The 14,083-nt window shown below is 57.6% G+C and carries 18 protein-coding genes and 1 tRNA gene; 3 read left to right on the top strand and 16 right to left on the bottom strand.

Translation table 11 applies throughout. The features are described 5' to 3' along the window. Positions 1–61: 61 nt before the first annotated feature. The 11 genes from HX868_RS12930 to thrS all read right to left on the bottom strand — a co-directional run bounded on the left by HX868_RS12930 (position 62) and on the right by thrS (position 9,251). Positions 62–730, bottom strand: a complete 669-nt coding sequence (locus tag HX868_RS12930; RefSeq protein WP_095016922.1) for a GntR family transcriptional regulator — start codon at positions 728–730, stop codon at positions 62–64. A 295-nt stretch (positions 731–1,025) separates the two neighbouring features. Further along, positions 1,026–1,457 carry a hypothetical protein gene (locus tag HX868_RS12925; protein WP_177003115.1) on the bottom strand — a complete coding sequence of 144 codons (432 nt, stop codon included), beginning with the start codon at positions 1,455–1,457 and terminating at the stop codon, positions 1,026–1,028. 337 nt (positions 1,458–1,794) lie between these two features. Next, positions 1,795–1,871 (bottom strand) — tRNA-Pro (locus HX868_RS12920). A 90-nt stretch (positions 1,872–1,961) separates the two neighbouring features. Next, a complete protein-coding gene (locus HX868_RS12915) occupies positions 1,962–2,318 on the bottom strand; it encodes a MerR family transcriptional regulator (RefSeq protein ID WP_010209127.1) in 357 nt (118 codons plus the stop codon). After that, the gene (gene ihfA / locus HX868_RS12910; protein WP_002553164.1) at positions 2,299–2,601 is read right to left on the bottom strand and encodes an integration host factor subunit alpha; all 303 of its coding nucleotides are present in this window, start codon (positions 2,599–2,601) and stop codon (positions 2,299–2,301) included. The genes HX868_RS12915 and ihfA overlap by 20 nt, the downstream gene beginning before the upstream one ends. 3 nt (positions 2,602–2,604) lie before the next feature. After that, positions 2,605–4,983, bottom strand: a complete 2,379-nt coding sequence (pheT, locus tag HX868_RS12905; RefSeq protein ID WP_177003114.1) for a phenylalanine--tRNA ligase subunit beta — start codon at positions 4,981–4,983, stop codon at positions 2,605–2,607. A 26-nt stretch (positions 4,984–5,009) separates the two neighbouring features. Beyond that, entirely contained in the window at positions 5,010–6,026 is a 1,017-nt protein-coding gene (gene pheS / locus HX868_RS12900) for a phenylalanine--tRNA ligase subunit alpha (protein ID WP_010209123.1), read from the bottom strand. A gap of 109 nt (positions 6,027–6,135) precedes the next feature. Beyond that, a complete protein-coding gene (rplT, locus tag HX868_RS12895; RefSeq protein WP_003174975.1) occupies positions 6,136–6,492 on the bottom strand; it encodes a 50S ribosomal protein L20 in 357 nt (118 codons plus the stop codon). Positions 6,493–6,522: 30 nt separating this feature from the next. Beyond that, positions 6,523–6,717 carry a 50S ribosomal protein L35 gene (gene rpmI / locus HX868_RS12890; protein WP_002553160.1) on the bottom strand — a complete coding sequence of 65 codons (195 nt, stop codon included), beginning with the start codon at positions 6,715–6,717 and terminating at the stop codon, positions 6,523–6,525. A 60-nt stretch (positions 6,718–6,777) separates the two neighbouring features. Continuing rightward, complete coding sequence (gene infC, locus HX868_RS12885; protein WP_169850653.1) at positions 6,778–7,329, bottom strand: translation initiation factor IF-3; 552 nt, start codon at positions 7,327–7,329, stop codon at positions 6,778–6,780. Next, the gene (thrS, locus tag HX868_RS12880) at positions 7,329–9,251 is read right to left on the bottom strand and encodes a threonine--tRNA ligase (RefSeq protein WP_016978146.1); all 1,923 of its coding nucleotides are present in this window, start codon (positions 9,249–9,251) and stop codon (positions 7,329–7,331) included. The genes infC and thrS overlap by 1 nt, the downstream gene beginning before the upstream one ends. Before the next feature lie 367 nt (positions 9,252–9,618). On the opposite strand from thrS, the gene HX868_RS12875 reads away from it, so the two are divergent. Together HX868_RS12875 and HX868_RS12870 are read left to right on the top strand one after the other, a co-directional pair. Further along, a complete protein-coding gene (locus tag HX868_RS12875; RefSeq protein ID WP_177003113.1) occupies positions 9,619–9,933 on the top strand; it encodes a hypothetical protein in 315 nt (104 codons plus the stop codon). 289 nt (positions 9,934–10,222) lie between these two features. Beyond that, positions 10,223–10,435: a cold-shock protein gene (locus HX868_RS12870; RefSeq protein ID WP_003234260.1), complete on the top strand. Its 213-nt coding sequence runs from the start codon at positions 10,223–10,225 to the stop codon at positions 10,433–10,435. Between the two features lie 73 nt (positions 10,436–10,508). Here the strand turns inward: HX868_RS12870 and HX868_RS12865 are convergent, their stop codons facing one another. Both HX868_RS12865 and HX868_RS12860 read right to left on the bottom strand, forming a co-directional pair. Next, positions 10,509–10,829, bottom strand: coding sequence for an I78 family peptidase inhibitor (locus HX868_RS12865; RefSeq protein WP_025857833.1), 321 nt, complete (start codon positions 10,827–10,829; stop codon positions 10,509–10,511). A 144-nt stretch (positions 10,830–10,973) separates the two neighbouring features. Further along, positions 10,974–11,282: a hypothetical protein gene (locus HX868_RS12860; RefSeq protein WP_177003271.1), complete on the bottom strand. Its 309-nt coding sequence runs from the start codon at positions 11,280–11,282 to the stop codon at positions 10,974–10,976. Between the two features lie 170 nt (positions 11,283–11,452). Between HX868_RS12860 and HX868_RS12855 the strand changes: the two genes are divergently transcribed. Then, the gene (locus HX868_RS12855) at positions 11,453–11,665 is read left to right on the top strand and encodes a hypothetical protein (protein WP_010209115.1); all 213 of its coding nucleotides are present in this window, start codon (positions 11,453–11,455) and stop codon (positions 11,663–11,665) included. 33 nt (positions 11,666–11,698) lie between these two features. Here HX868_RS12855 and HX868_RS12850 read toward each other — a convergent pair whose 3' ends face one another. The 3 genes from HX868_RS12850 to rbsK are packed head-to-tail and all read right to left on the bottom strand — an operon-like array spanning position 11,699 to position 14,071. Further along, positions 11,699–12,727 (bottom strand): nucleoside hydrolase, encoded by a 1,029-nt coding sequence (locus HX868_RS12850; RefSeq protein WP_177003112.1) that lies wholly within the window; start codon positions 12,725–12,727, stop codon positions 11,699–11,701. Positions 12,728–12,752: 25 nt separating this feature from the next. Beyond that, a complete protein-coding gene (gene rbsD, locus HX868_RS12845) occupies positions 12,753–13,157 on the bottom strand; it encodes a D-ribose pyranase (RefSeq protein WP_016978152.1) in 405 nt (134 codons plus the stop codon). Next, a complete protein-coding gene (gene rbsK / locus HX868_RS12840) occupies positions 13,154–14,071 on the bottom strand; it encodes a ribokinase (protein ID WP_177003111.1) in 918 nt (305 codons plus the stop codon). The genes rbsD and rbsK overlap by 4 nt, the downstream gene beginning before the upstream one ends. Between the last annotated feature and the right edge of the window lie 12 nt (positions 14,072–14,083).

Here is a 14,083-nt window from a genome sequence, read left to right as displayed (position 1 = left end):
AGACACTCCAGTTCGTTGGTTAACGGGGCAGGACTCAAAGTCAACACACAGCAGGTCTTTCTTATTGTTCGGTTTGCAGGAATTGGATCAGCGCTGGCACGGTCCCCTCGATGTGCTCGCGCACCACCGCTTCGGCGCGAGCCGCGTCACCGGAACGAATGGCATCGAGGATCACCGCGTGTTCCTGGCGGGCGCTGAGGGGTTTTTCGCCGTGCTGCAACCACAGGCGCATGGGCGCTTCCACCAGCGAGTAAAGCGCCGAGATCTGTTTCATCAAACGCGGGCGGCCGCTGAGGCTGCACAGGTATTCATGAAAAGCGCGGTGGCGGCTGACCCAGGCGGCACTTTCGTCGCGGTAGTCGTCCATCTCGTCGAGCAGGCGCTCCAGTGCGGCCAATTGGCGTTCGCCGATGCGTGCGACTGCCACGCGCACAGCCAGGCCTTCGAGGGCACTGCGCATCTCGAACACTTCGTGCAATTCATCGATATCCAAGCCGCTGACCACGGCGCCCCGGTTGGGCCTTAGGGTGACCAAACCCTGGGCATCCAGACGGCGGAAGGCTTCGCGCACCGGCATGCGGCTCATGCCGATTTCGCTGGCGATGTCTTCAGCAATCAGCCGGTCGCCCTTGCGGTAGCGACCACCGCAAATGGCGTCGAGCAGGAAATTGTAGGCCTCCTCCTCGGCGGTGAGCGGCTGGCGGTCAACATAAGCGGGGGCAAATTGCATCGGCAGCACCTTTTGAATTTTTGTATCCAATTATCCATAAATGCAAAACAGCAGGATGTGTGCCAACTGATTGGGGAACGGGCCAAGTGATTGATTCAGATGAAGTCGCGGAAAAATGTCGGTAGCTGAGTGAAAAGCATAAGCAGGAGGTTGCTACCAAATGGCTCAGAAAGCGCCCCATCTGTGGGCGGAAGTAACGGGGCCCCCGTGTTGATAGCTCATCGATCAACCTCTACAAATGGCAGATACAAGAAGCCCGGCGCTGGGCCGGGCTTCAATGTAACAACGTCAGGGGCTAACGATGCTTGTTCTTGTGTTTATGCTTGTTGTTGCCTTTGTGCTTCTTGCCGTCTGATCGATGACCACTCTCATCATCTGCCAGGTTGTTACCCAGCGCGCCACCTGCAGCCCCGCCTACACCGGCGCCGATAGTCGATCCAGTTGTGCCTCCGAGACGATTACCAATCAGCGAGCCACCGGCTGAGCCGATACCGCCACCTAGCGCGGCTTCCGCTCGGTTGCCTCTTTGAGCCCCGACAGCACTGCCGGCGGCACCACCAACGCCTGCGCCTACCGCTGCGCCCGTTGAGCCACCGAGCTGTTGACCTACGATATTGCCAAGTGCACCACCAACGCCGCCTCCAAGAGCGGCTGTGCCATCTCCGGCGGCCATCGCTCCTTGCGAAATGAGGGCGCCCAAAACCAGGGCGGGTAGTGTCATTTTCATTCTGTGAACCTCTATGGGTTGTCAGCAGGCGCTCACGGTTTAAAACACGCCTGGAATTTGGATGAGAACAAAAGGCCGAAGTTCTATACCGACTGTTCCCAGGGGCGAATGGTTGTAACAAGGTATGCCTTGATGGTGCGAGAGGGAACGCTTAACACCAAAAGCCCTGCCAAACTCGCCATCCAGAAGCATTCGTGCCAGTGCTAAATATCTCGCGCGCTTACAACGAGGCCGCATCACAAAATGGTCGAAAATTCTGTAGGGGTAAATGTGGGAGTGTTTTTTCGGGCATGAAAAAGCCCAACCTGCAAAGATTGGGCTAAGACATTGAAAAATATGGTCGGGACGGAGTGATTCGAACACTCGACCCCTAGCACCCCATGCTAGTGCGCTACCGGACTGCGCTACGCCCCGACTAGGCGTGTTACTGGGTTTGCTTCTTGACGAAGCGATCCGGAATATACCGCAAGCTTTTGAAATGTGGAAGTATTTTAAAAGCTTGAATCACTTCTTCAACACCACAAGCACATCTTCAAGCTCGGCGATCATCTGGCGGATCATTTGTTTGTATTGGGTGGTGTCGTCTTTGGCTTCATCGCCGGACATACGCTGGCGCGCGCCGCTGATGGTGAACCCCTGGTCGTACAGCAACGCGCGGATCTGTCGGATCATCAGCACATCCTGGCGCTGATAATACCGACGGTTCCCGGTGCGTTTGACGGGGTTGAGTTGAGGAAACTCCTGCTCCCAATAGCGCAGCACGTGCGGTTTTACCGCACAGAGCTCGCTGACTTCACCAATGGTGAAGTAGCGTTTGCCTGGGATGACGGGTAGCTCGTCGTTATGACTTGGTTCCAGCATAAGCCTCAACTCGGGCCTTCAACTTCTGCCCTGGACGAAAGGTGACCACACGGCGAGCCGTGATCGGGATTTCTTCTCCCGTTTTTGGATTGCGGCCAGGCCGCTGGCGTTTGTCCCGCAGGTCAAAGTTGCCGAAACCGGACAATTTGACCTGCTCGTTGTCTTCCAGAGCGTGTCTGATCTCTTCAAAAAACAGCTCAACCAATTCCTTGGCTTCGCGCTTGTTCAGACCCAACTCTTCGTACAGACGTTCCGCCATCTCAGCTTTCGTCAAAGCCCCCATACGTCACTTCCTTAACGTGGCGTTCAACCTTTGTTCGAGCGAGGTGAGGATATTTTGTGTCGTGGTATTCACCTCATCGTCATTAAGAGTGCGCGATGGATGCTGCCAGGTCAAGCCAACTGCAAGGCTTTTTCTATGCGGATCAATACCTTTACCCTGATAGACGTCAAATAGCCTGAGGTCTGTCAGCCATTCCCCTGCATTTTCACGGATTACATCCAGAACGGCAGTGGCGGCCACTTCACGGTCGGCGATCAGCGCCAGGTCACGGCGCACTTCAGGGAAGCGCGACAACTCGCTGAATTTAGGCATTTTGCCCGAAGCCACTTCGGCCAGAACCAGTTCAAATACGAAGACCGGACGGTCGAGACCGAGGGTTTTCGAAAGCTCAGGGTGAATGGCGCCGACGAAACCTACCAGGCGACCTTCACGCTCGATGCGTGCCGTCTGGCCAGGGTGCAATGCAGGATGGCTGCCCGGCAGGAAGGTGAATGCATCCAGCGCACCGGCAAAGCCCAGCACCGCTTCCACGTCAGCCTTGACGTCGAAGAAGTCCACAGCGTCGCGACCCTGTGCCCAGCCTTCAGGCAGACGGCTGCCGCAAACCACACCGGCCAGCATCGGTTCTTGCTTCAGGCCATCCAGCTGACCGACGAAGCGCAGGCCACTTTCGAACATGCGCACCCGATCTTGTTGACGGTTCAGGTTATGGGAAAGGGCTTTCACCAAGCCTGGCCACAGCGACGAACGCATGGCTGCCATGTCGTTGGAGATCGGATTGGCCAGCAACAGTGGCTCGACGCCTGGGCTGAACAGCTCGAACTGCTTAGGATCGATGAAACTGTAGGTCACCGCTTCCTGATAACCACGGGCAACCAGCAGGCGACGCAGCTCCGGCAGGTGCGCACGCGCTTCGGCCTTCGGCTGTGGCGCCAGGCGCGCTTGCGGGTAACGAACCGGCAGGCGGTTGTAGCCGTAGAGACGCGCCAGTTCTTCGATCAGGTCGACTTCCAGGCTGATATCGAAGCGATGGCTTGGTACTTCAACCTGCCACTGCCCTTCCCCACTCGAGGAAATAGCCAGGCCGAGGGCCGACAACAGTTGCTCGATTTCAGCCGGTTCGATGACCAGGCCAAGCATCTGCTCAACGCTTTTGGCACGCAGGGTGATCGGTGCAACGGACGGCAGGAACTGTTCGTTGACGGTTTCGGTGATCGGGCCGGCTTCGCCACCGGTGATTTCCAGCAGCAGGCCAGTGGCGCGCTCCATGGCTTCACGGGCGAGGTTCCAGTCCACACCACGCTCGTAGCGGTGTGAGGCATCGGTGTGCAGGCCGTAGGAACGGGCTTTGCCGGCGATGGCGATCTGGTCGAAGAACGCACTCTCAAGGAACACGTCACGGGTAGTAGCGGACACACCGCTGTGCTCGCCACCCATCACGCCGGCAATCGCCAGGGCGCGGGAGTGGTCGGCGATGACCAGGGTGTCGGCACGCAGGCTGACTTCCTGACCGTCGAGCAGCACCAGCTTCTCGCCTTCTTCAGCCATACGTACGCGAATGCCGCCGTTGATTTCGGCGAGGTCGAACGCGTGTAGCGGTTGACCCAGCTCCAACATCACGTAGTTGGTGATATCGACGGCAGCATCGATGCTGCGCACATCGGCACGGCGCAGGCGCTCAACCATCCACAGCGGCGTAGGCTTGGAAAGGTCAACGTTGCGGATCACACGGCCCAGGTAACGCGGGCATGCGTTTGGCGCCAGCACGTCGATCGGGCGCACTTCGTCGTGCACTGCTGGCACGGCAGCAACCACAGGACGGGTGACCGGGGCGTTGTACAACGCGCCGACTTCACGGGCCAAACCAGCCAATGACAGGCAGTCGCCACGGTTCGGGGTCAGGTCGACCTCGATGCTGGCATCTTCCAGTTCCAGGTAACCGCGGATGTCCTGGCCCACTGGCGCGTCGGCCGGCAGCTCCATCAAGCCATCGTTGCCCTCACCGACTTGCAGCTCGGCCTGGGAGCACAGCATGCCGTTGGACTCAACGCCACGCAGCTTGGCCTTCTTGATCTTGAAGTCGCCCGGCAACTCGGCACCGATCATGGCAAACGGGATCTTCAGGCCCGGGCGCACGTTTGGCGCTCCGCACACGACCTGGAAGGTTTCCGCGCCATTGCTGACCTGGCACACGCGCAATTTGTCGGCATCGGGGTGTTGTTCGGTGCTTAGCACCTCGCCCACGACCACACCGCTGAAAACACCGGCGGCCGGCGTTACGCTATCGACCTCAAGACCGGCCATCGACAGACGCGCAACCAGCGCGTCGCGATCTACCTGCGGGCTTACCCAGCCACGCAGCCATTGTTCACTGAATTTCATCCTGCTCTCCTAAAGATTCGTTACGACTAGCGAAATTGCGCGAGGAACCGCAAGTCGTTGTCGAAGAACAGACGCAAGTCGTTCACGCCGTAACGCAGCATGGCCAGACGTTCAACGCCCATGCCGAAGGCAAAGCCCGAGAACTCTTCCGGATCGATGCCGGACATGCGCAGCACGTTAGGGTGAACCATGCCGCAGCCCATCACCTCCAGCCAGCCGGTCTGCTTGCAGACGCGGCAGCCTTTGCCGCTGCACATCACGCATTCCATGTCGACTTCTGCAGATGGCTCGGTGAATGGGAAAAACGATGGACGGAAACGTACCGCCAGCTCTTTCTCGAAGAACACGCGAAGGAACTCTTCGATGGTGCCCTTGAGGTCGGCGAAGTTGATATCGCGATCAACCAGCAGGCCTTCGACCTGGTGGAACATCGGCGAGTGGGTGATATCGGAGTCGCTACGGTACACACGGCCTGGGCAGACAATGCGGATCGGCGGCTTGTTCGCTTCCATGGTGCGGACCTGTACCGGAGAGGTATGGGTGCGCAACAGCATGTTCGCGTTGAAATAGAAGGTGTCGTGCATCGACCGGGCCGGGTGATGGCCTGGGATGTTGAGCGCCTCGAAGTTGTGATAATCGTCTTCGACCTCGGGGCCTTCGGCAATGCCGTAGCCAATGTGGGTGAAGAACTGCTCGATACGTTCCAGAGTCCGGGTGATCGGGTGCAGACCGCCCGAGGCCTGGCCGCGACCAGGCAAGGTTACATCAATGGACTCGGCGGCGAGTTTGGCCGCGAGATCGGCCTCCTCCATGGTCGCCTTGCGCGCATTGAGTACCTCTGTGACACGCTCCTTGGCGACGTTGATCAGCGCACCGACTTGCGGACGCTCTTCAGCCGGCAAATTCCCCAGGGTCTTCATCACCTGAGTCAATTCACCTTTCTTGCCAAGGTAGTGAACCCGGATTTGCTCCAGGGCATTTACATCTTCAGCGCTTTGCACAGCCTCAAGGGCTTGAGCGACGAGCGCGTCCAGGTTTTCCATGTACAGACTCCAGATACAAAATAGGGGAAGAGCTTGAAGGCTCTTCCCCTATTTAAGACGTTTACCACCTTGGGCTACAGACGTAACCCAGGGTGATTGTCGGGGGTACTTAAGCCAGAGTGGCTTTAGCTTTCTCGACAATCGCAGCAAACACCGCTTTTTCGTTCACTGCCAGTTCGGCCAGAACCTTACGGTCGATCTCGATGGAAGCTTTTTTCAGGCCAGCGATGAAACGGCTGTAGGACAGACCGTTAACACGTGCACCAGCGTTGATACGAGCGATCCACAGAGCGCGGAACTGACGTTTTTTCTGACGACGGTCGCGGTAGGCGTATTGGCCTGCCTTGATTACCGCTTGCTTGGCAACACGGAATACGCGTGAACGCGCGCCGTAGTAGCCTTTAGCAAGTTTCAGAATTTTTTTGTGACGTTTACGGGCAATGACGCCACGCTTTACACGAGCCATGAGTTACTTCCTCTATTCTTGATCCAAAAATTAACGAAGGCGCAGCATGCGCTCGACTTTTGCCACGTCAGACGGATGCAGCAAGCTGCTACCGCGCAGTTGACGCTTACGCTTGGTCGACATTTTGGTCAGGATGTGGCTCTTGAAAGCGTGCTTGTGCTTGATACCGTTAGCAGTTTTCAGAAACCGCTTAGCAGCACCACTTTTAGTCTTCATCTTTGGCATGTTCGGATACTCCGCATTCAGTTGATAAACATAATCAGAAGGCCTGCCGTGCCCTGTTGATTACTTCTTCTTTTTCGGGGCGATGACCATGATCAGCTGGCGTCCTTCCATCTTAGGATGCTGTTCAACGGAACCGTACTCGAGCAGGTCAGCTTCAACCCGCTTGAGGAGTTCCATGCCCAGCTCCTGGTGGGCCATCTCACGGCCGCGGAATCGCAAGGATACCTTGGCCCTGTCCCCATCACTCAGGAAACGTACCAGGTTGCGCAGTTTTACCTGGTAATCCCCTTCCTCCGTCCCTGGACGAAACTTGATTTCTTTTACTTGAATCTGCTTCTGGTTCTTCTTCGCCGCAGCAATCTGCTTCTTCTTTTCGAAGATCGACTTGCCGTAGTCCATCACCCGGCAAACAGGCGGGACTGCGTCGGCGGAGATTTCCACCAGGTCCAATTTGGACTCTTCAGCGATACGAAGCGCTTCATCAATCGAGACGATGCCAATCTGCTCGCCGTCAGCGCCAATTAACCGAACCTCGCGTGCCGAGATATTCTCGTTGATCGGGGCTTTCGGTGCAGCTCGTTTATCTTGTCTCATTTCACGCTTAATAATAATTACTCCGAATCTGGGCGACCACGCCGGGAAACCGCTTGCGCGAGGAACTCAGCGAACTGGGCGACGGGCATCGAGCCCAGGTCAGCACCTTCACGAGTACGCACAGCGACAGTCTGCATCTCGACTTCCCGATCTCCGATAACCAAAAGATAGGGAACCTTGAGCAAAGTATGCTCGCGGATTTTAAAGCCGATCTTTTCATTTCTCAAGTCGGACTTGGCACGAAACCCGCTTTCGTTGAGAGTTTTTTCAACTTCGGCGGCAAAATCTGCCTGTTTATCAGTGATATTCATGATCACTGCCTGGGTCGGAGCCAGCCACGCAGGGAATGCACCCTCGTAGTGCTCGATCAGGATCCCGACGAACCGTTCGAACGAACCGAGGATCGCCCGGTGCAGCATAACCGGGTGTTTACGGCTGTTGTCTTCGGACACGTATTCGGCGCCCAGACGGATCGGCAGGTTAAAATCGAGCTGCAGGGTACCACACTGCCAGACGCGGCCAAGGCAATCTTTCAGCGAGAACTCGATCTTCGGACCGTAGAACGCGCCTTCGCCCGGCTGCAGATCGTACGCAAGGCCCGCACTGTCGAGCGCAGCGGCCAGTGCAGCTTCGGCGCGATCCCACAGCTCGTCGGAACCGACGCGTTTTTCCGGACGAGTGGACAGCTTCATCTCGACTTCGGTAAAGCCGAAATCGCGATAAACATCCATGGTCAGCTTGATGAACGCGGCGGATTCGGCCTGCATCTGCTCTTCGGTGCAGAAGATGTGGGCGTCATCCTGAGTAAAACCACGCACACGCATGATGCCGTGCAGCGCACCCGATGGCTCGTTACGGTGGCAGGCACCGAACTCAGCCAGGCGCATCGGCAACTCGCGGTAGCTCTTCAGGCCTTGGTTGAACACCTGCACGTGGCACGGGCAGTTCATCGGCTTGATGGCGTAGTCGCGGTTTTCCGACTGGGTGGTGAACATGTTGTCGGCGTAGTTGGCCCAGTGCCCGGATTTCTCCCAGAGGCTACGGTCAACAACCTGGGGCGTCTTGATTTCCAGGTAGCCGTTCTCACGCTGAACCTTGCGCATGTACTGCTCGAGCACCTGGTACAGGGTCCAGCCGTTCGGGTGCCAGAACACCATGCCCGGCGCTTCTTCCTGGAGGTGGAACAGGTTCAGGCGCTTGCCGATCTTGCGGTGGTCGCGTTTTTCGGCTTCTTCGATGCGCTGGATGTAGGCCGCCAGCTGCTTCTTGTCAGCCCAGGCGGTGCCGTAGATCCGTTGCAGTTGCTCGTTCTTCGCGTCACCACGCCAGTAGGCGCCCGACAGCTTGGTCAGCTTGAACGACTTGAGGAAGCGCGTGTTCGGCACGTGCGGGCCACGGCACATGTCGACGTATTCTTCGTGGTAGTACAGACCCATGGCCTGTTCTTCCGGCATATCTTCCACCAGGCGCAGCTTGTAGTCTTCGCCACGCGCGGTGAACACGTCGATCACTTCGGCGCGCGGCGTGACCTTCTTGATCACGTCGTAATCTTTTTCGATCAGCTGGTGCATACGCTGCTCGATCGCAGCCAAGTCGTCCGGAGTGAAAGGACGCTCATAGGCGATGTCGTAATAGAAGCCTTCTTCAATGACCGGACCGATCACCATTTTTGCGGTTGGATACAGTTGCTTGACCGCGTGGCCAATCAAGTGCGCGCAAGAGTGGCGAATGATCTCCAGCCCCTCTTGATCCTTGGGCGTGATGATTTGCAGGCTGGCATCGCCGGTGATCAGGTCGCTGGCATCAACGAGCTTGCCGTCGACCTTGCCGGCCACGGTGGCCTTGGCCAGGCCTGCACCAATGGATGCGGCGACCTCAGCTACGGAAACCGAATGATCGAAAGAACGTTGACTGCCGTCGGGAAGAGTAATAGTTGGCATGGCGCCTCCTCTCCTAGTGGTGACCCCTACCAAAGGTCACGTGGGTTGGGATGAGCCAGTACAAGATCCAATACCAGGCCGTTCAATGATGAACGCCTGCCTTACAGCGGCAGGAGCCTTTCGGCCAACCGATAATCGAACCAGAGTGACTGGAGTGAGCTAAAAAGAACATGGCAAGGCGGCAATGGGCGCGCCTGGAAATAGCCAGGCGGAAGATGCTAGCACAGATGAACGGTCATCGTGCCGCCGCTATATTGCGTAAATACAAATTCCGCCCTTTATAGCTGCAAAAGTGAACTTGAGCTGTACGCAATGCCTCAAACCCACTGAGAATCGCCGTTCGTCCTCGACCCAAAGGAGCATCCTCATGATGCGTTTTACCTCTACCCTCGCTCTCGCCGCCTCCCTGACCTTCCTCTCCCTCGGCGCACAAGCTGCAGCGCCGTCGAACTGGCCAGCCGGTGCTCGCGATAGCTTCGTCAGCGACTGCAGCGCAGCCGCCAGTCAGAACGTAGACGTCAAAACTGCCAAAGCCCATTGCGAATGTGGCGCTGACAAGATCAACGCCGAGCTGAGCACTACCGAAATCAAGGAACTGATGACAAATCAGAACGCCAGCCCGGAGCTTAAAAACAAAGCAGTCGCGGCTATTTCGTCCTGCAAAGTCGTGAAGAAAAAGTAAGATTTGCCGCTGATCACACGGCTGTTTCGCTGGAAAAAAGGCCTAAAAACTGCCATTTCTCACAAAATACGCAGCTTTTACGGCTTTTTTTAACAGTTGATATTTCGAGCCGAAGCCCCGTAAATCGGGGCTTTCAGACGGATCAGGGGCTAAACGCAACGCTATTGATTAGCAAACAATGCCTTGGGGGGGCTCCCAAGCCGAACATTTCGACTATGATAGCCCGGTGTGCCCAGTTGGCCTGAGCAGCACAGCACTACTGAAAATATATGTTTCTTGGAGATACACCATGTCTAATCGCCAAACCGGCACCGTTAAATGGTTCAACGATGAAAAAGGCTTCGGCTTCATCACTCCTCAAGGTGGCGGTGACGACCTGTTCGTACACTTCAAAGCTATCGAAAGCGACGGTTTCAAAAGCCTGAAAGAAGGCCAAACCGTTTCCTTCGTGGCTGAGAAAGGCCAAAAGGGTATGCAAGCTGCACAGGTTCGCGGCGAGTAATTCTCCGCTGAGCTAAAAAAACCCCGTCCATGTGACGGGGTTTTTTATGGGCGCTGCAAAAGCCTGAAGCGATTTAGCCGCAATTGACTCGTGTGATCACCAGGTTGTCGTCGGTGTTCAGGTTCAAGCGGTCAGAGCGGTATTCCAGGGTGATCATGTCGTTAGGCTTGAGGATGCGGGCGTTCTGAGCACCAGCACGGGTGCGCGCCTGCTCCAGCAACTGGGGCGAAGCTTTCTGGCCGATGGTGAATTCGGCGGCCTTCGACTCACAGCGGCTATGACCGGCATCGGCCACGGCGGCGTCTTTGGCTGGCTCAGAGGCACCCGGGGTGCTGCAACCCGCCAACGCGAGTGCTGCCAACAAAGTACCGAATGATGCGAGCTTCCAAGGCATGAAGCCTCCTATGATAAAAAATGGACAGAGATCGTGCGACAGCGAATGGGCGGATTGGTTTCAAGACGTAAACCGCCGCCGGGCAAGTCTGCCTGACTCTCGACAGGCATTCGCCCGGTCAATCGTGACCAGATATGAACGAAATCAGTAGATGTCGATGTAGTCAAACGCCGGCTTCGGCCAATTCTGCTTCAGCGCATTGAAAATCTGGGTCACCCAGACTTCATCACTGGCGGCCACATTGCCGACGTATCCGGAGCCTCTTGCCCAGGTCTCCAAACGAAACAGCAGGCCGTCGATATCCACACCGCCCACCACCTTACCTGATGAGATATAGGCGATTCCGCTCCCGGTCACCCGCAACTGGGTATGTTCGTCGTCGCTGGCACTGGCAAGCAGTTGGCGCACATTCGCCAATGTCAGGTTCTCGGGGTTGTTCAAATCGATCTGCACGTGGTGTCCCCGGCAATTAAACAGGCAGACAGTGTCGCACAGCAGCGACGTCATTCCGAATCGCCTCATGCCTAAGTATCAGTGCCAAACGCGCTGCAAAATGGTTAACTGAGCCCGTAAGAACCGCGTTCCAGCGCACTGCCCAGTACTTTCAGCCCCGCGAGACAGTCATGACCACCGTAACGCTCCAAGCCGACATCAAAGCCAAATGGCCCCAAGGGCAAAGCTCCTACAGCCCCGGCAGCCCAGAGGAATTGGCAATCATCGGTATCGACCTGCTGGTCAAGGAACTGGGCACGCAGGCGGCGCAAGCGTTCATCGGCCAGATATTCGAGAAATACCCGGCCGATCACATGGGGGCACACGACCCCGAGCGCGAATAAGAACCGGTCGGCGAACGCCGACCGGTAGAACCATTACTTCAGACGCGCCAGACGCTCGGTCAGCAGATCGAAAAAGCCCTGGGCGTCGCCGTTCTCAACCCAGAACACATTCTTTTCCTGCTTCAGGCCGTCGTACCAATCGACGATGGTCTGCCCGAAGGTCGGCCCCTCACGGCTATCGACCACCATATTGGCCTGACGACCACTGAACAGCGAAGGCTTGAGCAGGTAAGCGATGACGGTAGCGTCATGCACCGGGCCACCTGGAATACCGTAGTGCTCCATGTCGCCCTTGACGTATTCGTTAAGAATATCGCCCACCACCTTGCTCGCGTTGTTCTTGATGTCGGCGATCTTTTTCAGGCGTGCCTCGCTGGTCAACACCTTGTGGGTCACGTCCAGCGGCAGGTAGGTCAGCTTGACGCCACTCTTAAGCACAATCTCGGCAGCCACCGGGTCGGCGAACAGGTTGAATTCAGCCACCGGAGTGATATTGCCGCCATTGAAGTGCGCACCACCCATCACCACTACTTCCTTGATGCCTTGGGTGATTTCAGGCGCCTGGGTCAGTGCCAGCGCCAGGTTGGTCTGCGGGCCGAGCATGGCGAGGGTGATGCTGTGCGGCTTGGCGGTGCTCAGGGTCTTGATCAGGTAGTCAACGGCATTGCCGTCCGCCAGGCCCTTCTTGGGCTCATGCACGGTGACGCCGGAAATACCCTCCTTGCCATGGATGTTCTCGGCGTAGATCGGCTTGCGCAGCAGCGGCGCTGGCGCACCGGCGTACACCGGAATTTCCTCGCGCCCTGCCCACTCGCGGGCCAGGCGCGCGTTGCGGGAGGTCTTGTCCAGGCGCACGTTGCCGGCGACGGTAGTCAGCGCGCGGATATTCAGCTCATCCGGGGACGCCATGGCGAACAGCAAGGCCACCACGTCATCGGCGCCGGGGTCGGTGTCGATGATCAGGTCGATCTTTTCCGCCGCCTGGGCGCTTGCAGCAGTGAGTGCGGACAAAAGCAGAACACTCCGGAACAGGTTTTTCAGGGTTGAGAGACCACGTTGCATAAAACACTCCTTGTTGTTGGGAACGCTAGAACGTTACGCCGGATACCAGCGCGATATTGCAGTAAGGCTGACATTCGCCAGTGCGCACCACGGCGCGCGCCTTGCGGCTGAGCTGCTTGAATTCTTCATGGCTGACCAGGCGCCGCTCACCGAGGGCAGCTTGTTCTGTGAGTGTGTTGAGTTCAGCCAGCGCCGGCGGTTGCTTGAGCAGGATTTCTTCGGCCAGCACATGGCTTTCCACCTGCATTTCACTGAGCACGATGCGCAAGGTGCTGATGAAATCCGGGATGCCCTGGGTCAACGCCAGGTCAATCAATTCTACGCCCGGCGGCACAGGCAGGCCGGCATCACCGATCACCAGGATGTCGCCGTGCCCAAGCGAGGCGATCACACGCGACAGGGCGATATTGAGCAGAGGTGTCTTTTTCATGAGGGCACAAAACCTTGTACGTCGTGCAGCGTTGGAATAGAGGGTTGCGCGCCGGCACGGGTGACCGAGAATGCCGCCGCAACCTGGCCAAAGCGGATAGCCTCAGCCTCGTCTTTACCGTTGGCCAAGGCCGCGGCAAAGCCACCGACAAAGGTGTCGCCTGCAGCAGTGGTGTCTACGGCCTTGACCTTCGGTGCCTGCAGATGCTCGAAGCGCTGGCCATCGGTAAACAGCGCGCCCTGAGACCCCAGGGTGATGATCACTTTACCGGCACCGGCCTGGACCAGTTGGGTCGCCGCCACCTTGGCGCTGTCAATCGAGTCGACCATCACGCCGCTCAGTGCGGTGGCTTCACTTTCATTGGGGATCAGGTAGTCGATCGAGGTATACCACTCAGCCGGCAATGGACCGCTGGCCGGAGCCGGGTTGAGGATCACCGTCTTGCCCAGCTCGCGGCCGCGTTTAAGGGTGTAGCCCACTGTATTCATCGGCACTTCCAGCTGGCAGACGATCACGTCAGCCGCCTGCAGCACCGCGTCGAACGCCTGCAACGAGGCCGGCGTCAGTTCGCCGTTGCTGCCCGCCACGATCACAATCGCGTTCTGGCTGCTGTCATCCACCACGATCAAGGCCACGCCACTGGAGCCATCCACGGTACTGACGGCCTGGCAATCAATGCCCTCAACCAGCAATGCGTCACGCAATTGAGTGCCATAGGCATCGCTGCCGACGCAGCCGATCATCGAAACATCCGCGCCCAGTCGCGCCGAAGCGACGGCCTGGTTCGCGCCCTTTCCGCCAGGCACGGTGGAAAATGTCTGCCCGATGAGTGTTTCACCGGCGCGCGGCAACCGGCTGGCGCGGGTCACCAGGTCCATGTTCAAGCTGCCTACTACCACTACTTTTGCTGGCATACATCAGTACTC

The sequence above is a fragment of the Pseudomonas reactans genome (genome assembly GCF_013385825.1).
Lineage (GTDB): Bacteria > Pseudomonadota > Gammaproteobacteria > Pseudomonadales > Pseudomonadaceae > Aquipseudomonas > Aquipseudomonas reactans.
The sequence above is the reverse complement of the archived record's forward strand: the minus strand, read 5'-3'. Positions and strand labels throughout refer to the sequence as shown.